20 protein-coding genes are annotated in these 21294 nt (G+C 59.8%); 10 read left to right on the top strand and 10 right to left on the bottom strand.

Going from position 1 to position 21294, the window contains the following annotated elements:
* Positions 1 to 95: 95 nt before the first annotated feature.
* The gene (gene prfC / locus ABNH18_RS00805) at positions 96 to 1676 is read right to left on the bottom strand and encodes a peptide chain release factor 3 (protein WP_349380986.1); all 1581 of its coding nucleotides are present in this window, start codon (positions 1674 to 1676) and stop codon (positions 96 to 98) included.
* 67 nt (positions 1677 to 1743) lie between these two features.
* Positions 1744 to 2079 carry a DUF2834 domain-containing protein gene (locus ABNH18_RS00800; RefSeq protein ID WP_349380985.1) on the bottom strand — a complete coding sequence of 112 codons (336 nt, stop codon included), beginning with the start codon at positions 2077 to 2079 and terminating at the stop codon, positions 1744 to 1746.
* A 153-nt stretch (positions 2080 to 2232) separates the two neighbouring features.
* Here ABNH18_RS00800 and ABNH18_RS00795 point away from each other — a divergent pair, with 153 nt between their 5' ends.
* Positions 2233 to 2658, top strand: a complete 426-nt coding sequence (locus ABNH18_RS00795) for a hypothetical protein (RefSeq protein WP_349380984.1) — start codon at positions 2233 to 2235, stop codon at positions 2656 to 2658.
* A 164-nt stretch (positions 2659 to 2822) separates the two neighbouring features.
* Here ABNH18_RS00795 and rimI read toward each other — a convergent pair whose 3' ends face one another.
* From rimI to ABNH18_RS00755, 8 genes are all read right to left on the bottom strand, one after another.
* Complete coding sequence (rimI, locus tag ABNH18_RS00790; protein ID WP_349380983.1) at positions 2823 to 3296, bottom strand: ribosomal protein S18-alanine N-acetyltransferase; 474 nt, start codon at positions 3294 to 3296, stop codon at positions 2823 to 2825.
* Positions 3286 to 4095, bottom strand: coding sequence for a hypothetical protein (locus ABNH18_RS00785; RefSeq protein ID WP_349380982.1), 810 nt, complete (start codon positions 4093 to 4095; stop codon positions 3286 to 3288). Before ABNH18_RS00785 ends, rimI begins: the two co-directional genes overlap by 11 nt.
* 109 nt (positions 4096 to 4204) lie before the next feature.
* Positions 4205 to 5752, bottom strand: a complete 1548-nt coding sequence (locus ABNH18_RS00780) for a 2-isopropylmalate synthase (RefSeq protein ID WP_349380981.1) — start codon at positions 5750 to 5752, stop codon at positions 4205 to 4207.
* 103 nt (positions 5753 to 5855) lie between these two features.
* Positions 5856 to 7583 carry a DUF3592 domain-containing protein gene (locus ABNH18_RS00775; protein ID WP_349380980.1) on the bottom strand — a complete coding sequence of 576 codons (1728 nt, stop codon included), beginning with the start codon at positions 7581 to 7583 and terminating at the stop codon, positions 5856 to 5858.
* A complete protein-coding gene (gene rrtA, locus ABNH18_RS00770) occupies positions 7543 to 8145 on the bottom strand; it encodes a rhombosortase (RefSeq protein WP_349380979.1) in 603 nt (200 codons plus the stop codon). The genes ABNH18_RS00775 and rrtA overlap by 41 nt, the downstream gene beginning before the upstream one ends.
* Before the next feature lie 305 nt (positions 8146 to 8450).
* Positions 8451 to 10097, bottom strand: a complete 1647-nt coding sequence (gene groL, locus ABNH18_RS00765; protein ID WP_349380978.1) for a chaperonin GroEL — start codon at positions 10095 to 10097, stop codon at positions 8451 to 8453.
* Between the two features lie 114 nt (positions 10098 to 10211).
* Positions 10212 to 10502: a co-chaperone GroES gene (gene groES / locus ABNH18_RS00760; RefSeq protein WP_349380977.1), complete on the bottom strand. Its 291-nt coding sequence runs from the start codon at positions 10500 to 10502 to the stop codon at positions 10212 to 10214.
* Positions 10503 to 10698: 196 nt separating this feature from the next.
* Positions 10699 to 11400, bottom strand: coding sequence for a HugZ family pyridoxamine 5'-phosphate oxidase (locus ABNH18_RS00755; protein WP_349380976.1), 702 nt, complete (start codon positions 11398 to 11400; stop codon positions 10699 to 10701).
* Between the two features lie 119 nt (positions 11401 to 11519).
* Here ABNH18_RS00755 and ABNH18_RS00750 point away from each other — a divergent pair, with 119 nt between their 5' ends.
* From ABNH18_RS00750 to ABNH18_RS00710, 9 genes are all read left to right on the top strand, one after another.
* A complete protein-coding gene (locus tag ABNH18_RS00750) occupies positions 11520 to 12281 on the top strand; it encodes an SDR family oxidoreductase (RefSeq protein WP_349380975.1) in 762 nt (253 codons plus the stop codon).
* A 130-nt stretch (positions 12282 to 12411) separates the two neighbouring features.
* The gene (locus tag ABNH18_RS00745) at positions 12412 to 12708 is read left to right on the top strand and encodes an MGMT family protein (protein ID WP_349380974.1); all 297 of its coding nucleotides are present in this window, start codon (positions 12412 to 12414) and stop codon (positions 12706 to 12708) included.
* Positions 12709 to 12789: 81 nt separating this feature from the next.
* Complete coding sequence (locus ABNH18_RS00740; protein WP_349380973.1) at positions 12790 to 14334, top strand: AmpG family muropeptide MFS transporter; 1545 nt, start codon at positions 12790 to 12792, stop codon at positions 14332 to 14334.
* A gap of 105 nt (positions 14335 to 14439) precedes the next feature.
* The gene (locus ABNH18_RS00735) at positions 14440 to 15390 is read left to right on the top strand and encodes a GGDEF domain-containing response regulator (protein ID WP_349380972.1); all 951 of its coding nucleotides are present in this window, start codon (positions 14440 to 14442) and stop codon (positions 15388 to 15390) included.
* 72 nt (positions 15391 to 15462) lie between these two features.
* Positions 15463 to 16338 (top strand): ketopantoate reductase family protein, encoded by an 876-nt coding sequence (locus tag ABNH18_RS00730; RefSeq protein WP_349380971.1) that lies wholly within the window; start codon positions 15463 to 15465, stop codon positions 16336 to 16338.
* A gap of 69 nt (positions 16339 to 16407) precedes the next feature.
* The gene (locus tag ABNH18_RS00725) at positions 16408 to 18369 is read left to right on the top strand and encodes a TonB-dependent receptor plug domain-containing protein (protein WP_349380970.1); all 1962 of its coding nucleotides are present in this window, start codon (positions 16408 to 16410) and stop codon (positions 18367 to 18369) included.
* 92 nt (positions 18370 to 18461) lie between these two features.
* Entirely contained in the window at positions 18462 to 19037 is a 576-nt protein-coding gene (locus ABNH18_RS00720; RefSeq protein ID WP_349380969.1) for a cob(I)yrinic acid a,c-diamide adenosyltransferase, read from the top strand.
* A 219-nt stretch (positions 19038 to 19256) separates the two neighbouring features.
* On the top strand, positions 19257 to 20612 hold the full coding sequence (locus tag ABNH18_RS00715; RefSeq protein ID WP_349380968.1) for an ATP-binding protein: 1356 nt from the start codon (positions 19257 to 19259) through the stop codon (positions 20610 to 20612).
* Positions 20609 to 21292 (top strand): response regulator, encoded by a 684-nt coding sequence (locus tag ABNH18_RS00710; protein WP_349380967.1) that lies wholly within the window; start codon positions 20609 to 20611, stop codon positions 21290 to 21292. The genes ABNH18_RS00715 and ABNH18_RS00710 overlap by 4 nt, the downstream gene beginning before the upstream one ends.
* Positions 21293 to 21294: the final 2 nt, after the last annotated feature.

Genomic DNA, 21294 nt, shown 5'->3' with positions numbered 1-21294 from the left:
TGCCCGCGCGTATGGTTGCTACGCGAGATCAAGCCTTGAACATACACTGCGCTGTCTGGCGTTGTAGCTTGAGACTTGTCGCCTGTCTCTGCCCCTTAAATTTCCCGTGTTTCGCGGAAACGAATATCCGGATGACGTTCCTGGGCCAGTTGCAGATTCACCCGCGTCGGCGCCAGGTAGGTCAGGTGTCCGGCACCGTCACGGGACAGGTTGTCGTAGGCCTTGCGCTCAAAGGCAGACAGCTCTTTATCGCTATCCGCTTCCACCCAGCGAGCCGTAGCCACGCTCACCGGCTCATAACGGCAATCCACACCGTACTCGCCCTTCAACCGCGCCGCGACCACATCAAACTGCAGGGTCCCGACCGCACCAAGAATCACATCGTTATTACGCAGCGGGAAAAACACCTGAGTGGCGCCCTCTTCCGCCAGCTGGGTCAGCCCCTTGTGCAGCTGCTTGCTTTTGAGCGGATCATTCAAGACAACGCGCTGGAACAGTTCCGGGGCGAAGTGCGGAATGCCGGTAAAGGCCAGCTCTTCGCCTTCGGTGAAGGTGTCGCCGATCTGGATGGTGCCATGGTTATGCAGGCCGATAATGTCACCGGAGAACGCTTCTTCCACATTGTCCCGTTCGCCTGCCAAAAAAGTCAGCGCATCTGGAATCCGCACATCCTTGCCGGTACGCACCTGCTTGAGCTTGATGCCCTTCTGGTACTTGCCGGAACAAATGCGCATGAAGGCAATACGGTCCCGGTGACGGGGGTCCATGTTCGCTTGGATCTTGAACACGAAACCGGTCATTTTGCTCTCATCAGCCTGCACCGTGCGGGCGGTGGCATCGCGAGGCTGGGGCGGCGGCGCCCACTGCACCAAGCCATCGAGCATATGATCAACGCCAAAATTACCCAGCGCAGTACCAAAGAAAACCGGAGTCAATTTACCGGCCAGGAAACGCTCCAGATCAAACTCGTGGCTGGCGCCCTGCACCAGCTCCAGAGTGTCACGCAGCTCTTCCGCGTAGTCGGCACCCACGGCCTCATCCAGCTCCGGATTATTGAGTCCTTTCACTTCGCGCACGTCCTGTACGGTGTGACCCTGGCCGGTTTTGTACAGCACGGTGGTGTCAGTGAGCAGGTTGTAGACGCCCTTGAAGCTCTTGCCCATACCAATGGGCCAAGTGATCGGCGCGCACTCGATATTAAGCACGTCCTCGATTTCATCGAGCACATCGATGCCATCGCGCACATCCCGGTCCAGCTTGTTGATGAAGGTGAGAATCGGGGTATCGCGCAGCCGACACACTTCCATTAGCTTGACGGTCCGCTGCTCCACACCTTTGGCGGCATCGATCACCATCAACGCCGAATCCACCGCGGTCAGGGTGCGGTAGGTATCTTCAGAGAAGTCCGCGTGGCCCGGGGTGTCCAGCAGATTGACGGTGGCGTCCTTGTAGGGAAACTGCATCACCGAGGTGGTCACGGAAATGCCCCGCTCCTTCTCCATCTCCATCCAGTCGGAGGTGGCGTGTTTACCGGACTTCTTGCCTTTCACGGTCCCTGCGCTCTGGATCAGGTTTCCGTACAGCAGCAGCTTTTCGGTAATAGTGGTTTTACCGGCGTCCGGGTGCGAAATGATCGCGAAGGTGCGGCGCTTGGCCACCTGGTCTTGCAGGCTCATGGGGCTCAATCTCTGACTGGGTATTTCGAGGGCGCGAGTATAACAGCCTTCGCGGCCTCATTTCCCGTCAGACCAGCCCGGAGCCTTTCAGTTGTCGCTGGCGCATCAGCAGGTACAGGGCAAACCCCACCGCCACCCCGGGCACTACGCCCAACAGCAAGGCCAGCCAACCGCCGCGCACCTGATAGCGCTGGCGCTCAAACAGCACCCAGATCGCCAGAATCACCCAGCACAGGATCACGTCAGTGGAATAGCCGGCCGCATAGGGATTAACGAAGCCTCCCGCAGCCGCCGCCAGGATATCCGGGTTCGCCATGAGCGACGGGATGACCAGCACCGCAAAGGCACCGCAGAAGATCAGCGCCACCATGATCAGCAAACGGCGAAACAGGCTTTCGGACATGGGCAATCCCTCCTTGGTAAATTTTCCTGTTCCCCTATCGTTGGCATTCGTTGGCCCTGTGTCCAGCTTTTACATGGCTAAACATGTGCCCATTGGGTCAACGCCTAAAGCGATGCTAGAGTGAGCTTTCCTCTTTTCAATCAGGACAAAGCCATGCCTGCCACCGTTCGTTGCGTTCACATTGTGACAGCCCTGCTCGCCCTTACTTTATTGAGTGCCTGCAGCCGAAGCCCCGATGCCGGCGACGCCCAAAAAGCGCTGGAAGCGGAAATGCGCAACGCCCACCTGGACGGTCTGCTGGAGGTCACCGATGTGGAAAAACACAACGGCTATGAAGATGGCGATGGCCGCTACACCGTGGAAGTCAGCTACAGCCTGGAAGCACAGGAAGACCTGGAGGGATACACCAACCAGGTAAAAGGTAACGAAGAACTCTCCGGCCTGGACCGGTTCGCCATGATCATGGCCCTGAGCGCGTTGCGGGTGGAACACGGTAATTTCAAGAAAGGCGACACCTTCCAGCGCCAGCAGGTAATCCACTTCCGGGACACGGAAAAAGGCTGGATGCCGTTGAAATAAAACATCGCCTCACGCAACAAGCTTCACGCTGCAACGCGGTTTGGGAACGGTGCCACCCGGCAACCGCCCTGCCCGCGAGAATCAGTTCAAAGTGAAAAGTCGAAAAGAGTAAACCGGGAGCGCTTTTCCGGCCTCCCTATCGCAATTGTGTAGCGTGTAGCTGCTTATTTATGGCCCGAGGCCAGCAGGCACTGCATCAGCACCGCATCCTCGTGGCCATCCCCCCGGCGGTAATAATTTTTGCGTGTCCCGGATACCGTGAAATCCAGTGATTGGTACAGCGCTCGGGCACTGTGGTTGCTTTCCCGCACTTCCAGGTAGATCACACTCATGGCATCACGCTGGGCCGCCACAATGGCGTTTTCCAGTAGCGTTCGGGCTAGCCCTTGACGCTGGCGGGCGGGCGCCACGGCGATATTGAGCACATGGGTTTCATCGAGAATACGAGATAGCACCAGGAACGCCACCGGCTGCCCCGCCACCTCCAACACCTGGCACAGGTAGTGGGGGTTGCCGAGGCAATCGACGAAATGGTTGCGGCTCCAAGGCGTCAATTGCGCCGCCGTTTCAATTGCCAGCACGGCCTCCAGATCGGCCTCCTGCATGGCCCGCATGGGGCCGGCGTGATCAAACGCCATCGTAGCCGTGGGCCTGCATGGCTTGCCAGCTGGCTTTCTTGTGCTGCACCGGGTCTGCCAACATTTCTGCCAGGCTGCTAATCACCAGTGCCGGCAACCGGCCCAGCTCGAAAGGCTGGTACCGGGGCTGCCCGAACATCGCCTGAGCCACGGTTTCAGGCAGGCACAATAACACCCGCTCACCTCCACTTTGTTCACTAAGCCCGGCCACAAAGGCGGACAACGCCTGGGCAGCTTCCTCCGCCGGCATGGGCTGCTCCGTCAACGGACAGAAGAACCGGCGCGGACGTTGCGGGCGCCCCTGGAACAGGGCCAGCAGGTTCGCCATCAACGGGGCTTCGAAACGCCCCAGCCCCGGTGCCTGGCTGTCTTCCTGGGCACATAGCAACCAGGTGGTGCCGCCCAGGTGCGCTTCCAGCGTAAATGTCAGCCCTTTCACTTTCGCCTTGGCGGGCGCTGGTGCTTCCTCTGTAGCCACCTCCCTGCGAGACGGTTCCGCAGGCTTGGCAGACGGCGCTTTCGCCAATGCGGCGGCGGCCGACCCTTCAAGCGCTTGCTCAGCACTCGCTGGTGCCGAGCTGGGTTCAGCCGTAGAGGCTGGGGCGTGAGAGTCCTGTGCAGGCCCCCGAGACGGCACCGCCACATCAACGGCCAGGCCTGCCGATGCCGGTGCGCTGGCCGGCTCGTCCACCGGCCAGTCCAGCTCCGGCGACGCCGCCGCGCCAGGCAATGGCACACGGGCCACCCAGGGCGTCAGCCCCATGGCTTTGAGATAACTCTGCCGCTGCGCTTCGTTCATGGCGTACCTCCGGTGTCGCCAGACGCCGGACACACCGCGCCCCACGCAAGAAGAGCACCACCGACTTCCTTGCCGTCAGGCCTCAGGCATCCGGCATCCGGCAGCTTCTTCATACATCCGCCGCCTGCGGGTGGGCTCTTTCCACACCAGCTGCAAAATGGTTGAGGGCATTCAGGTAGGCCTTGGCTGACGCGGTAATGATGTCCACATCGGCACCATGCCCGTTAACGATACGACCGCCCTTTTCCAACCGCACGGTCACTTCCCCCTGGCTGTCGGTGCCAGCGGTAATGGCATTAACCGAATACAGCTGCAGGGTACTGTGACTGTCTGCCAGCTTCTCTATCGCCTTGAAGGCCGCATCCACCGGGCCGGCCCCGGTGGCCGTGGCGTCCTGCTCGGTGCCATCGATGGACAGCACAATACGCGCTTGCGGGGTTTCGCCGGTGCGGGCGGAGGCGTCCAGCAAAACCAGTTTGAAACGTTCCTGTTCCACTGCGCGCTTGGTGTCGCTAACCAGCGCCTGCAGGTCCTCGTCGAACACTTCGTGCTTCTTGTCCGCCAGATCCTTGAAGCGCAGAAAAGCTTCATTCATGGCTGTTTCCGACGCGAACACGATACCCAGTTCATCCAGGCGTGCACGGAAGGCTGCCCGACCGGAGTGCTTGCCCAGCACCATACGGTTGGTGTGCCAGCCCACGTCCTCGGCGGACATGATTTCATAGGTCTCGCGGTGTTTGAGCACCCCGTCCTGGTGAATGCCGGATTCATGGGCAAAGGCGTTGGCGCCAACGATGGCCTTGTTCGGCTGCACCGGGAAGCCGGTAATCTGCGACACCATTTTCGAAGTCGGCACGATTTCGCGGGTGTTAATACGGGTGTCCACATTGAACAGATCCTGGCGAGTCTTCACCGCCATGACGATCTCTTCCAGCGAGGCGTTACCGGCCCGCTCACCCAGCCCATTGATGGTGCATTCCACTTGCCGCGCGCCGGCCTGTACAGCCGCCAGGGAATTGGCCACCGCCAGCCCCAGATCGTTATGGCAATGCACAGAAAAGACTGCCTTGTCCGCATTGGGGATGCGCGTGAGCAGCTGGCTGATGGTATCGCCAAACTGCTCAGGAATGGCATAACCCACGGTGTCCGGAATATTGATCGTGCGTGCACCGGCATCAATCACCGCTTCGATAATACGGCACAGGAAATCAATCTCGGAACGGCCCGCATCTTCACAGGAAAACTCCACGTCGCCCATGTGATTGCGCGCATGCTTGACCGCCGCTACCGCATGTTCGATCACCTGATCCGGCTCTAGCCGCAGCTTGTGCTGCATGTGAATCGGACTGGTCGCGATAAAGGTGTGAATACGCCCGGACTCAGCTCCGGCCAGCGCTTCCGCCGCCCGGTCAATATCCGCCGCCTTGGCGCGGGCCAAGGAGCAAATAGTGGATTCACGCACGGTGTCAGCAATGGCTTTCACGGACCGGAAATCGCCCTGGCTGGCAATCGCAAACCCGGCTTCAATCACGTCCACCTGCATACGCTCCAGCGCTCGGGCAATGCGCAGCTTTTCATCCTGGTCCATGGTGGCACCGGGGCTCTGCTCACCGTCACGCAGGGTGGTATCGAAAATAATCAGGCGGTCTTTGCTCATCGGATCTCTCGCAAATATTCGGGACTAATCAAATAGCCCCTTTTCACTGCTGCAGGAGCGTGTACGCACACCTGCGCATCAAAGGGTCAGACAGGCCATCAGTCTACACCAGCCGCAGGGTACGCAGCACGGCCTCACGCAACGCTTCGCCCGCTTCCCGCCCGGCAATGCCTTCCGCCAAGCGCAGCTTCTTGCCATCCACCTTGGCATACAGGGTCATATACTCGGTTTTACGGCCATTACTGGTGCTGCTCATGCCGCTATCCAGCACTAACTGGTCGGCGTTCAGCAACCGCCCCTCACGACGAAACAGCGGGATCCCCAGCCAGCGGCGTTGGTTGCGCACCTCGCCACCGCGTACCCAGGCATCCAACCGGCGCGCCAGGGTATACAGGGTAGAAAAGACAATCAGGTAACCGATCAAGCCAAAAATGCTGCCCATGATATAGAGCATAAAGCCCTCTTCAGCAGCGAGTAGAAACAGAAAAGTCCCCACCCCGGCAAAAATACTGCCGAACATCAGCAGGCCTAATTTCATGCCCAGGTTGCGCCCGGCCCGGCTGATCAGGTGTAGACCCTCAGCGGTCTGCTGCACTTCAATTTGTTGATTGGCGGATTCCAGTGCATCCAGCTCACGCTCTCGGCGATCCGCAGTGCGATGGGATTCTGGCAGAGTAAAGCGGCTGGTATCGGTCCCGGCCTGCACAGGGATATCCCAGCTGCGTTTCAGCTCACGACCTTCCACCTGGCCTTCCAGCTCCACCCGCCAGCAGATGTAGTTGCGGCCACTACCGCTGCTGGGCAATTGCTCGGCCGGCACATCGAAGCAAAAGAGGATATCCGTGCCCGTTTGCGCCGGCTGACAATAGGCACGCTGCTCCGATTGCCAGAGCACGCTCTCCACGGTTTTGCGGTCTTTACCGCTGCCACTCTCGCGGCCACGAATACAGGACAGCCATACATCCAGATCCGCCTCCCGGGGCAACGACCGGCCCAGGTGAATCTGACCGCCCACCTGACCGCCGGCATGGCCCGGCTCCGGGTGCAACGCCAGCGGCGTGGGGCCAAAGAACTGGTACGCCCGGCGCATCTTCCAGCCGCCCAAGGCGACACCCACGCCCACCGCTGGGAACAGCAACACCAGCAGGATGGCGTAATCCCCGCGGCTGACTCGCTCCCACACCTCCAGATAGGCCGGCGACGGCAGCAGCACAAAAATGGCGCCAAAGCCGATCATGAACCAGTGCCCGGATTTCTGTTGGCTGGTGTAAAGGCCGGTTTCCGATACCGCAGACTTTTCCTTGCTGCCACGGGAAAACAGCACCATCAACCCGCCACCGACCAGAGCAAAGACGCCACCAAAGGCAAAACCAAACACCAGTGAGCCCCAGCGCAATGTGCGATCCAGATACGCCTGGCCAGGGTTGTCCGGGTTTACCCAGGCACTCACCGTGCGATTCTGCTGGCGTGCGGCTTTCAACTGGCCACCAAGGCGCTGCCAGTAATCATCAAAATTATCGCTACCGCCGTACTGGCTCACCGTGTCACTCGTGAAGGTTTGACCGTTATAGGTATAGCGATAACGCGCATCCACGCTATAGGTGGTCGACCCATCGGAGCGATGGCTGTTCAGGGTGCTGCTCAGCACCGTGGCGGGCACCCGATCCCAGCTGCCCGATTGCCAGTAATGGAACAACGGCTTGATACTCACAAACACCATGACCGCCAACCCGGCGACAAGAAACACCCCCGCGAAGCCGTACATCAGGCAACCGCTTTTACCGTCCTTGTTATTGTTTTGTGCGCCACCGGCGCTGGCTATATTCGACAATTCTGATTCCCCCATACAACATCACGCCCGACAGGGCGCCATAAAAATGGGCGTTGACATACACACGCCCGTCAATCCAGCCACGCAGATAATCCACGTCGTAACCGGCTTGCTGTTCCATGAAAATACGCCCGGCGATCACCAGAAGAACCAGTGAATGCAGCCAGGGATTCCCCCGCCACCCCAGCAGCAGGCACAGCACCAGCAGACCGTGAAGAATACCCGACAACCCCACATAATGCTGGAGCTGCGCGTCCAGCATCAGCAACGCTACGCCGGTGGTAACACCACAAAACCCTAACCATGCCCAAAACCGGGTGCGGTCCAGCAGGTCTTCAAAGAAATACCCGCACAGCAGCAAACCACTCAGGTTAAGCAGCATATGCCAGTAATTCAGGTGCACCAGATGACAGGTAAAAATCCGCCACCACTGCCCCTGCTCAATCGCCCCCCGATCAAACGCCAGCCAGGGGTTCACCCAAGAGTGTGCCAGCCCCAACACCACCATCATGGCCACCACCAGGGCAAACTGCGGGCGGAGTTTTCTGTCTCTGGGTTGCATGTGGCTGCCTGTCAGGGATGAAAGGAGATTATGGGAAGGGTGAGTTGAAAGTTCAAAGTGTAAAGTTCAAACGCGGTTAAAACTCGTGCCAATCGGAAAGCGCTTGAGCCGCGACGAGAGCGCCTTGTTATGGCGCCGCTTTGGCACAGGAATCGCGGCGGCCATCGGTTTTTCGGGTGGCACTTCCCGGCCCCGCGCTTCAACTTTACACTTTGAACTTTCAACTCGCTTCTGCCCCAAAAAAGAAAACCCCGCACAAGGCGGGGTTTTCTTTTAGGCTTTCAATGGTCGAATGACCGGCTGATTTACATCATGCCGCCCATGCCGCCCATACCACCCATGCCGCCCATATCAGGGGCGCCGCCACCGGCATTTTCTTCCGGCTTGTCCGCCACCATGGCTTCGGTGGTGATCATCAGGCCAGCGATGGAAGCCGCTGCCTGCAGCGCGGAACGGGTCACTTTGGCCGGGTCCAGAATACCCATTTCCAGCATGTCGCCGTACTCGCCTGTGGCCGCGTTGTAGCCGTAGTTGCCTTTGCCATTACGCACTTCTTGCACGATGACAGAGGCTTCTGCACCGGCGTTGTAGGCGATCTGGCGCAGGGGCATTTCCAGCGCACGGAAGGTCAGGGCGATACCCGCGTTCTGCTCATCGTTGTCACCCTTGATGGTGCCAACGTTGGCCAGTGCGCGAACCAGGGCAACACCGCCGCCCGGGACCACACCTTCTTCTACCGCAGCGCGGGTGGCGTGCAGGGCATCGTCCACGCGAGCTTTTTTCTCTTTCATTTCAATTTCGGTGGCAGCACCGATCTTGATTACCGCAACACCGCCGGCCAGTTTGGCTACGCGCTCTTGCAGTTTTTCCTTGTCGTAATCAGAGGAAGAATTCTCGATTTCCTTGCGGATCTGTTCCACACGGGCGTCGATATCTGCCTGCTGGCCAGCGCCATCAACAATGGTGGTGTTGTCCTTGTCGATGTTCACTTTCTTGGCAGTACCCAGATCTTCCAGGGACGCGCTTTCCAGGCTCAGGCCCACTTCTTCACTGATCACGGTGCCACCGGTGAGGATAGCGATATCCTGCAGCATGGCCTTGCGACGATCACCGAAACCCGGTGCTTTCACGGCGGCACACTTGATGATGCCGCGCATGTTGTTCACAACCAGAGTGGCCAGTGCTTCGCCTTCGATATCTTCGGCGATGATCAGCAGCGGCTTGCCTGCTTTAGCCACATTTTCCAGGGCCGGCAGCAGTTCACGGATGTTGGAGATTTTCTTGTCTACCAACAGGATGTACGGGTCTTCCAGCTCGACCTGCATCTTTTCCTGATTGTTGATGAAGTACGGGCTCAGGTAACCGCGGTCAAACTGCATGCCCTCAACCACGTCCAGTTCGTTCTGCAGGGACTGACCTTCTTCAACGGTGATCACACCTTCCTGGCCCACTTTTTCCATGGCCTGGGCAATGATTTCACCAACAGATTTATCGGCGTTGGCGGAGATGGTACCCACCTGCTCGATGCTCTTGGTGTTGTCACACGGAGTAGACAGTGTCTTCAGCTCTTCCACCACGGCGGCCACGGCCTGGTCGATGCCGCGTTTCAGGTCCATGGGGTTCATGCCCGCGGTTACGGACTTGAGGCCTTCGTTGACAAACGCCTGAGCCAGTACGGTGGCGGTGGTGGTGCCGTCACCGGCTTCGTCATTAGCCTTGGACGCCACTTCTTTTACCATCTGGGCGCCCATGTTCTCGAACTTGTCTTCCAGCTCGATTTCGCGGGCAACGGAAACGCCATCCTTGGTGATGGACGGTGCGCCGAAGGATTTTTCCAGTACCACGTTACGGCCTTTCGGGCCCAAGGTTACCTTAACCGCGTCGGCCAGAATGTTGACGCCTTTGGCCATACGTTGACGCGCTTCGTCACGGAACAAAATGTCTTTAGCCATGCTTCATTTACCTCTGCAATTCTTCGCCCGATTAGGGGCTGAATGCCCTTTCAGGGCGTTCGATATCTGTCTTGACCGGAAGGGTCTCAGCTTTCAACCCTTAGCCTTCAATGCTCAGCCTTCAACAACGGCCAGAATTTCAGCTTCGCTCATGATCAGCAGTTCTTCGCCTTCCACTTTTACGGTGCTACCGGCGTATTGGCCGAAGATCACCGTGTCACCGGCTTTCACGTCCAGCGGACGCACATCGCCATTTTCGGTGATTTTGCCATTACCCACGGCAATGACTTCGCCACGGGACGGCTTCTCGGCAGCGGAACCGGGCAGCACAATACCGCCAGCGGATTTGGTTTCTTCCTCTTCACGGCGAACCAGCACGCGATCATGCAAAGGACGGATGCTCATTTTTCCTTAAACTCCCAGTTAACTTTGACACCCAAGTCGGCCACAGCGGCCGGACTCGATAGTCTGAATTAGCACTCTAACGAGTGGAGTGCTAATCATAGTAATGACGCCAGAACAGTCAACAGGAAATACCGGCCATCGCCGACGCTCCCTGAGCCTGCTTGCTGAGCGTGGAATGGGGTCGTAACGGTGGGATTCAAGGGCGGGCGAGGAAAAAATCCTCCGGCGGGGTACGGGCCAGCATCACCAAGGTGTCACGCACTTGCCCGGCATCTTCCGCGCGGGCCGGAAACGGTAGCCGGCGCAACCGCGCCTCATGCCACAACCAGGCCCCCCAGGGGTCCACGGCCAGCATCTTCGCCCCCTCCCCGGGCGCGTCCAACAAGGCAAGATAGTGATCAACGGCATCGGCGTGGTCATCATTCATGTGCCCGACCATGGCCTGCTCACGGGCCAGGTCCCAGCCCCACGGCTGCACCAGCGCTTCCGCATTCAGCCACGCCTCCTGGGCAAAACCCGGAATCCAACGCGCCGTCAGCGGGCGCAGCGCCAGAAAGTGAAAATCCAGATGAAGGTACTCGCGAGTGTGGGGAAACACCTGAAAATAACGCTCCCCCTCTGCCGGAGGCACAACCACCACATCACCGGACACGGTCAGCCGTGTGGCCGCCTGCCAGTCGCTGTGCTGTTGCTCCACCCACACCAGTGACGCCGCCGGATTGGCCGACAGATTCACACTATGCGCAGCCAACGCGCTAACCAGCATCAACAAACGCCCTTCGTGGTCCGGCACTACATTCACTGCTGATGCAAAAGGCGCTCCCTGAGGATCCACGGTGGCCAGTGCCGCATGGCTGTGCTGATAGATAAACGACTGGGCTTCTGCTTCCTGATGCATGTAGCGTCCTGTTCTCCGTTTCCCGTTTTGCAGCAAACCTGAGCAATCCGGTCATTGGCCTGCCTGCTGAGCCTCACCATAATCCGTTGCAACGTGAACCGACAGTGCAAGGAACCACCATGGATCTGAACCAGAAAGTGATTGTTGTGACCGGCGCCGGCCGAGGCCTGGGCCGTGGCATCGCCACCTTTTTTGCCGGGAAAGGCGCCCGGGTGGCCTGTGTGGATCTGAGCCAGGAAGACCTGGATGCCACCGTAGCAGCCTGTGAATCTGCCGGCGGCGAAGCCCGCGCCTACCTGACCAACGTGGCCAAAGAGGAAGAAGTGGAAACCCTGTTCAACGATGTGGTGGCCGATTTCGGCGCCTTGCACGGCTTGGTCAACAATGCTGGTATCACCCGCGACGGGCTGCTGATCAAAGCCAAAGACGGCGAGCTGGTCAGCAAAATGAGCCTGCAACAGTGGCAGGCCGTGATCGACGTGAACCTGACCGGGGTGTTCCTGTGTGGCCGCGAAGCCGCCGCCAAAATGGTCGAGACCGGCGCCGAGGAAGGCGTGATCGTCAACATTTCCTCCCTGGCCCGCCAGGGCAGCTTCGGCCAGAGCAACTATTCCGCCGCCAAGTCCGGGGTGGCCGCCATGGCCGAGACGTGGGCGAAAGAACTGGCCCGCTACAACATCCGCACCGGTGCCGTAGCCCCGGGCACCATCAACACCGACATGCTGGCCGCCATGAAACCGGAAGCCCGCGACCGCTTGGTTCAGGCCGTGCCGCTCAAGCGTCTGGGCGAAGCCGAGCACATTGCTCGCAGCGTCGCCTTCATTTTCGAGACCGACTATTTCACCGGTCGCTGCATCGACATGGACGGCGGGTTGCGCTAATACGCCTGACGCCCAATGCCGAACGCACGACGGCAACCCAAAAGAGGAAATCGACTGGCACCGATTTCCTCTTTTTATGTGTTCTGCGTTTTTCCTTGAAGCTCAAAGCTAGTCGCTAGAAGCTGCCCTTATGAATCCTGAATTCCGAGATGCCGTTTACCAGATTGTCGCCGCTATCCCACCCGGATACGTCAGCAGTTATGGCGCCGTGGCTAAGCAGGCAGGGTTTCCCCGCCATGCCCGCTTTGTTGGCCGGCTGATGAGTCAGCTCCCCAAGGATACCCGCCTGCCCTGGCACCGGGTGTTGCGCGGCGACGGCCGTATTGCCCTTGCGGGTACACCCGTGGGGGAGATTCAGACGCAACGATTACTGGACGAAAATGTGCCGGTGCTAGGAGACCGCGTGCCCAGGCAACATTTCCTCTAGCCAATGAACCCACATCGCCCCCTGGGGACAAAGTGTCTATGATGAGCCTTTCGCCCATCGGCAATACCCGCTAAGAGACCTATGCCCCCACAACCAGCCAGCTGGCTACAAGCCCTGAAAGCCTTCAAGCACCCCCGTGTGGAGACCATGTTCTTTTACGGGTTTTCCGCGGGCATTCCACTGCTGCTGATTTTTTCGTCGCTGTCCTTGTGGCTTCGCGAAGCCGGCGTGGACCGCTCCACGGTCACCTACTTCAGCTGGGCGGCGCTGGCTTATTCGTTCAAATTTCTCTGGGCGCCGCTGATTGACCGCCTGCCCATTCCTGTCCTGACCCGCTGGCTTGGCCGCCGGCGAGCCTGGCTTCTAGTGGCACAGCTGGCCGTCGCCGCCTCCATTTTTAGTATCTCCCTGGTCGACCCAACCCAACCCGGCGCCCTGAACTTGATGGCTTTTGCGGTGGTACTGCTCGGCTTCACCGCCGCCACCCAGGATATCGTTATCGACGCCTACCGGATTGAATCCGCCGGGGCGGAACTGCAGGCGCTGATGTCCTCGTCTTATATCGCCGGCTACCGGATCGGCATGCTCACCTCCGGGGCCGGCTCCTTGGTGCTGGCCAGCTGGCTGGGCTCCACCAGCGAGGCCTACAGCTACGCTGCCTGGCAAAGCACCTATGCCATTATGGCACTGACCATGCTGGTCGGGGCCGTCACCACCCTGATCATTCGCGAACCGGAAAACCACCGGCCATCCAACTCGCAGTACACCAGCCGTCAGTACCTCAAATTCCTGACCCTGTTTGTGGTGGGCATAGCCGCCTTTGTGACTGTCTACATATTCACCGCCGACTCCGCCGCAGCCTTCCGCCAGACACTCACTGATGCAGTAAACAACGGAGCCTTATCCGGCCTGGTGGTGGAAACCCTGCGCCTGGCCCTGGCAATCACACTGGTGGCGGGGCTGTTAAAAATGCTCTCCCTGACCCCCCTGTACGACAAGCAACTGGTACAGGAAAGCTACCTGGACCCGGTGAAGGATTTTTTCCAGCGCTACGGCAAACGTCTGGCACTTCTACTGCTGGTTTTCGTGGGGTTCTATCGCATTTCGGATATTGTGCTGGGGGTCATTTCCAACGTCTTCTTTGAGGATATGGGCTTCACCAAGAACGAAATTGCCGGGGTGGTGAAAACCTTCGGGTTGTTCATGACCATTGCCGGCGGTTTTCTGGGTGGGCTGCTGGCCATGCGCCACGGCGTCATCCGGGTGCTTTATCTGGGCGCATTCCTCACCGTGGCCACCAACCTGCTGTTCCTGTGGCTAGCCTATGCGGGCCACGATATCCGCATCCTCTATGCGGTGATCTCGGCGGACAATCTCACCGCCGGCCTGGCCAGTGCCGCCTTTGTGGCATTCCTCTCACAGCTCACCAATGTATCTTTCACCGCCGTGCAATACGCCATCTTCAGCTCGCTGATGACGCTGCTACCAAAAACCATTGGTGGCTACTCCGGCAGCATGGTGGACAACTTGGGTTACCCAGGCTTTTTCCTGCTGGCCAGCCTGATGGGCGTGCCAGTGCTGGGGCTTATCTACCTGATCCAGCGCCACAGCGCCTTCCGAGACTGAGGTCCGGGCACAGAGCCACAAAGGATCGACCGGTTCACCGTATACTTTTCAATCAATTCACAAACCGGCTATAGTCGAGACTTACAAAAAACAACAAGAACGCCAATGACCGTCTCTGAACTCGATATCCTGGTGGTGGACGACGCCCGCTTTTCCGCCGCTGTGGTGAACCGTACGCTGGCCACCGCCGGCTATACCGGCATTCGCCACGCCCACAGCGCTGACGACGCCCTTGGCCAACTGGCCGAAAAACCGGCCGACCTGGTGGTGGCAGACTGGTTGATGCCCGGCATGGACGGCCTGGAGCTGACCCGTCGCATCCGCCAGAACGACGAGGCCAACAACCGCTATACCTATGTACTGCTGCTCACTGCCCGCGAAGGGGTGGACGCCCTGCAGCAGGCGTTCGATCAAGGCGTGGACGACTTCGTCTCCAAGTCCGCCATGACCGAACAACTGCAACACCGGGTAATGGCCGCGGACCGCATTATCCAGCGCCACAACCGGGTACAGACCGACTACCAGCGCATGCTGACGGTGAACCGCCAGCTCAAGCGCCAGGCTCTTATCGACCCGCTCACCGGTTTTGGCAATCGTCAGGATGCATTGCGAGCCCTGGACAGCACGCTCAAGCAAGCCCAGAAACGCGGCGGGGCCGCCTGCGTGCTGCTGATGCGTCTGGAAGACTTCGAGCTACAACAACGCCAACGCGGCAACAAGGTCATGCAGCAAGGCGTGCTGGCCTTCAGCCGCCGACTGCGCCAATCGGTCCGGCCCATGGATCGCCTGTGCCGTTTGCAGCAAGACCACTTCGCCCTGATCACCTACCAGCCACAGTTAAGCCATTGCGACCCGACCAGCTTTCGGCGCCTGTACGACAGCCTGAACCACCGCGCCTATCAGACCGCCGCGGGTTTTCTTAGCCTGCAAGTCAGCATTTCCCTGAGCGCATCAGCAGGCAATAACAGCGCGGACGGCATGCTGGAGCAGGCCAGCCTGGAGCTGGAACAAGCCCTGGCAGAAAAACGAATCGTCTCCGCTGCGGCGAGCGCCTGACAAGGCCAACCCGGAAACGCGCACACAGAAAAAGCCTCCTTTTCATGGCCCCAAGGGCTTACCATCCTCTGCATGACTGAATCCCTTCCTCACTGGTACCTGCTCGGTGCCGGCAACATGGGCACCCTTGCCGCTTGGTATTTGACCCGAGCAGGTCATGCCGTCAGCGTCGTGACGAACAGCCCGACACCGCCTCGCCACAAACAGCTAATCTTTTCTGATCAGAACGCATCCCTGACCCTGCCCTGCGTCAGCCCAGCACAATTGCCCGACACCATTGCGTATTTGCTGGTGGCCAGCAAAACGCCCTACACAGAAGCAGCCTTACGCCGAGTGAGCGGCCACCTGAACAGCACCACCCAGGTGTTGCGCTTCCAGAATGGCATGGGCGCACTGGATGGCCGCCTTCCCCCCGGCACCAATGTCTTGGAGGCCATCACCACCAGCGCGGTAAAAGGACAATCGCCGCAGCACACCATCGTGGCGGAAAACACCACCTGGCTCGGCGGTCTCTCGCAACCGCCAGAATGGCTTGCAGGCCTGCAGCGCCACTGGCCCGATCTGCGCTGGGAAGCAGACATACGCTTCGTGCAATGGAAAAAGCTGGTGGCCAATGCGGTGATCAACCCTCTCACCGCCCTGCACGATGTGCCCAACGGCGCCCTCGTTGACGATCCCGCATTGCAGCAGGCAGCCCGCGCGCTATGTGCCGAGGCAGACACCCTGCTAACCACACTGGATTCCAGCTGGCCCGGCAACTCGTTTTCCGCCGTGCTGCAGGTAGCGCGCGCTACCGCCGGCAACACCTCCTCCATGCGCGCCGACCGGCAGCGCGGTGCCATCACGGAAATCGAGGCCATCAACGGCTGGCTGTTACGCCAGGCACAACGCCACGGCATGGACCTGCCCACCCACCGCCGCCTGATTGAGGCCCTGACACCTACATAAACGCACAGGCCGTCAGCGGCTGGCTCTGGTAAGCTCCCCTGCGTGCAGACCCCATTGTTCGGAGGATGAATGTCGACTCGCCACGCCACTCACTACTACGCGGTTTTTTTACCCGCGGCTGCCTGCCTGTTATTGGCCACCCCGTTGCTGGGGAGCGCCAGTGAACCCGATGACACAGCGGACAAGGCCAACGATCGACACGCCCTGAGAACGGTCAAAGTCAGTGGCGCCCGCAACACCAGCCTTGCCGGCGAGTTGCCCACCGGCACCGTGGTGATCGACCGGGAAACCATCAACAGCCTGCCGGCGACCAACCTGGCGGATGTGCTGGACACCGTGGGTGGCCTGCAAAGCAGTCGCCTGTATGGCATCAACGGCAGTAACGCCAGCGTGGACCTGCTCGGCTTCGGCGCCACCGGCAACCAGAACACCCTGATCCTGCTGAACGGCCGCCGGCTCTCCAACATCGACCTGACAACCCCCGAACTGGCCGGTATTCCCCTGGCCGCCATCGAACGCATCGAGGTATTACCCGGGGCCGGGGCCGCCCTGTACGGTAACGGTGCCGTGGGCGGCGTGGTCAACATCATCACCCGTCGCAGCTACCGCAACAGTGCCGGGCTGGAAATCAACAGCGGCAGTTACAACAGCTTGGGCGGCAACGGCTACGCAACCGGCAACCACGGCAACCTGAGCGGTGCCGTGGCACTGAGCACACAAGACAGCGACGGCTACCGGGACAACAACGCCCTGCGTAACGACAGTGCCTTCGCCGACCTGCGCTACCAGCAAGACGGCGTGGAAGCCTACTTCACCGCCAACGGTACCCGGCAGTCCCTGGGTCTACCTGGCGGACGCGACCCCATGGAATTCAACAATGATCCGCAAGGCGCCGACACCCCCGACGACGACGCCGAACAAGACAGCTACTGGCTGATGCCCGGCCTGCGCATCGCCATGGCCGGCAACACAGCCCTGACCCTGGACGCCAGTCGCCGCCGTCAAACTCAGGAGTACCGCTACCCCTCCAGCGGCTTCAACGGCGAATCGGTGGTGGACAGCTACAGCTTCACCCCCAAGCTGGAAGGCCAGACGGCCACCGGCAGTGCCGTCCATAACTGGACGTTGGGGTTGGATCTGCACCAGTACGATTACACCAGCCGCACCAATTTTGGCGACCGGGACCTGGAACAGAGCCAGCGTGCCTGGTACCTGCACAACCTGGTCAGCCTGACGCCGAAACTCTCGGTCAGCGCCGGCGCTCGCCAGCTGGAAAGCACGCTCAGTGGCGAAGGGGCCGATAAAGAGCAGGATGGGGAAATGTACGAAGGCGGTATCCGTTATACCTTCACTGGCAATTTGGCCGTGTTCGCCGGCGCCCAACGCAGCGTGCGCGTCGCCAATGTGGATGAACTGTCTCCGTTCAACCCACCCATCGACCCGCAAACCGGCCGCGGCTACACCACCGGGGCCAGTTGGTCAGAAGGCCGCCAACACTCCACGCTGACCTTCTGGCGCGCCGAAATCGATAACGAAATCATTTACGACCCCATCGCTTTCGCCAACCGCAATCTGGACGACCGCACCGTGCACAAGGGGGTCAGCATCAACTCTCGTTGGCGGCTGGACAAGGACATCACCTTCACCGCCAACGCCAGCGCCCAGCAAGCCCGCTTTGATGGCGGCCCCTTCAGCGGCAACGACGTACCCCTGGTGCCCGAACACACCATGGAACTGATTGCCGATTGGCAGGCTCTCTCCTGGTTGTCCGCCCAGATCAGCCACCGCTACGTGGGCGATCGGCATTACGATGGTGACGTGAACAATGAGTACCGCAAACTGGATCACTACCGCACCACCGATCTGCAACTAACGGCCCGCTATCGCAAACTCTATCTCAAAGCCGGTGTCTACAACTTGGAAGACAACGTGAATGCGGACTACGGTAACTACAACCCGGGCAGCAGCAACGCGGTACTCTACCCGTTGCCAGAACGTCATTACCGAGCCTCGATCGGCATCAGTTTATAAATTCATTCTTTGTGGGAGCGTGCCTGCACGCGAAAAGCTCGGCGGCAGGCAGTCTCCTCACAGAGCAAAGCGCTCCAGCCAAGGAATGCACCATGTCAGAGAAAAAAACAGACAAAACGCGCATTAATCGGGTCATCACTCGCACCGGGGATGCCGGCGAAACCGGTCTGGCCGACGGTTCACGGGTGAGCAAGTTTCACCCCCGCATCGTGGTACTGGGCGAGCTGGACGAACTGAACAGCGCCTTGGGCGTACTGCGTGCGCGCCCGCTGGATAACGATCTGGACGCGATACTAGGCCTGGTCCAGCAGATGTTGTTCGACATCGGCGGCGAGCTGGCCATTCCCGGCCACCGCGTCATCGATGATCGCGACCTGGTGGAAGTGGAATCCCAAGCAGACACCATCAACGCCGAACTACCCCCGCTAAAAGAGTTTGTGCTCCCCGGCGGCCACCCGGATGCCGCTTGGTGCCACCACTGCCGTACCGTGGCACGCCGCCTGGAACGTCACGTGATTGCCCTTCGCGAAGCCGACGACGACGCCGTGAACCCGGTAAGCCAGGCATTGATTAACCGACTCTCCGACCTGCTGTTCGTCATGGCTCGCCTGATCAACCTGCGCCATGAGACCCCGGAAACCCTGTGGGTACAGAAGGCAGATCGGTAAGTAGTACAGCCCCTGTGGGAGCGGTCGTTCGACCGCGATTTTGATCTGAAGTATGCAATCGCGGTCGAACGACCGCTCCCACAGAACAGGGTCGGCCTGTTCCTATGTCTGTCGTCCGGCACCAGGCATCCGGCGTCGCATTATGGAAAGATTGTGCAAACCACCCCACAGCCCACCCCGCCGCGCTACACTGACCGTCCTCACTGAAGACGTAGCGCCATGGGCATTCGCAATAAACTGTTTCTGATCTTCCTGGGTACCTTTCTGGTCCTGATTGTGGCGGCCAGCGGATTCTATTACTTGTCTTTCGTGCGCAGCCTGGATACCTACCTGGACGAACGCCAGCAATCCCAGGTACAGCGCCTGGCCAATCACTTGGGCACTCTCTACCAACAGCAGAGATCCTGGCAGTTTCTGCGCGACGACCCCCGCCGCCTGAAGCGACTTTACTGGCTGGCCGGTGATCGAGAAGAGGGCAAAGACGACCGCGGCAACCACCGTCACCTGCAGCTGCTCGATGCCCGCAAGCGTGTGCTGCTTGGTCCGCATGCCCCGGAAAAATACCGTGTCGATGTGCCCATTCAGGATGGCCGCCGCATCGTGGGTTATCTGACTTACCCAGACCAGGAAGCCATACGCGACAAACTCGACCGCCGGTTCATCGACCGCCAGCTTCGCTTTGCCCTGTGGATGCTGTGCGTAGGGCTCGGCCTGTCTCTGCTGGTTTCCTGGCTGCTGGCTCGCCACCTGGTGGCACCGATTCTGGCGCTTTCCCGCCATACCGGTGAATTGCAGGAAGGTCACTACGACTCTCGCTTGGCCAGTGACCGCCGGGATGAGCTCGGCACCTTGACCCGCCAGGTTGACCAGTTAGCCGAGCGTCTTGACCAAGGCCAGCAGGCACGCCAACGCTGGTTCTCAGATATTGCCCATGAGCTACGCACTCCGGTGGCCATTCTTCAGGGCGAACTGGAAGCACTTTGCGATGGCATACGGCCCTTGAATCAGGAAAACCTGAAAGGGCTGGAAAGTGAAGTCGCTCAACTGACCCACCTGATTAACGACCTGCACGACTTGGCATTGGCCGACGGTGGCAATTTACGCTACCAGTTCCGTTTAGAAGACTTGAGCAGTCTGGTAGAAGAGGTGCTCGACAGTTACCGAGGTGCGTTCGCGCAGCGTGACATCACCTGCAAAACCATCCTGCCCAACCAGGCCCTGCTCCAACAGGATCCGGTGCGCCTGCGCCAGTTACTGGATAACCTGTTCCAGAACAGCCTCAAATACACCGCCGACGGCGGCGAGCTGGCCGTCTCCCTGAACCAACAGGAAGACAGCACCTGGTTATTAACGGTGGACGACAGCGCGCCCGGCGTCCCTGACGACGCCCTGCCCAAACTGTTTGATCACCTCTACCGCGTCGAAAGCTCACGCAACCGTCGTACCGGCGGCGCTGGCCTGGGTCTCGCCATTTGCCAACGCATTGTCGAGGCCCACGGCGGCACCCTACATGCGGAACACAGCCCCTTGGGCGGTGTACGCATCCTGATCACTCTCCCGGGAGTCGCCCAATGAGCCGCATCCTGATCGTGGAAGATGAACCGCGCCTGTCACAACTGGTGGCCGATTACCTGCACCACGCCCACTACCAGACCGAACAGACCGACAGCGCCAAAACCGCCATCACTCTGGCTCGCGAGCAATCTTTTCAGGCCGTGCTGCTGGATCTGATGCTGCCCGACGGCGACGGCATGGAAGTGTGCAAGGCCATCCGCCAGCACAGCAACGTGCCCATCCTTATGGTCACCGCCCGCGTGGATGAGGTGGACCGCCTGCTGGGCCTGGAGCTGGGCGCCGATGATTACATCTGCAAACCGTTTAGCCCCCGTGAACTGGTGGCCCGGGTAAAGGCCGTGCTGCGCCGCGCCAATCCCGAACCCACCGAGCAAGAACACGGATTGCAGCTTGATGAGGAGCGCTATGAAGCCATTCTCAAGCAGCCACAGGGCCAGCAACGCATCGCACTCACTGCCATCGAATTCGCACTGCTCGCCACTCTATCCCGCCAGCCAGGTCGCATCTGGTCACGGGACCAGCTAATGGACGAAATCTACAAGGATCATCGCGTGGTGTCCGACCGCACCATCGACAGCCACATTCGCAAATTGCGCCGCAAGCTCAGCGACCGCGACGAACAATCCCATGACTGGATTGGCAGTGTATACGGAGTAGGGTATCGGCTGGAAACGCCGTAACA

Origin of the sequence: Alcanivorax sp. (assembly GCF_040118815.1) — a bacterium.
Lineage (GTDB): Bacteria > Pseudomonadota > Gammaproteobacteria > Pseudomonadales > Alcanivoracaceae > Alcanivorax.
This window is presented reverse-complemented; position numbering and strand designations above follow the sequence as displayed.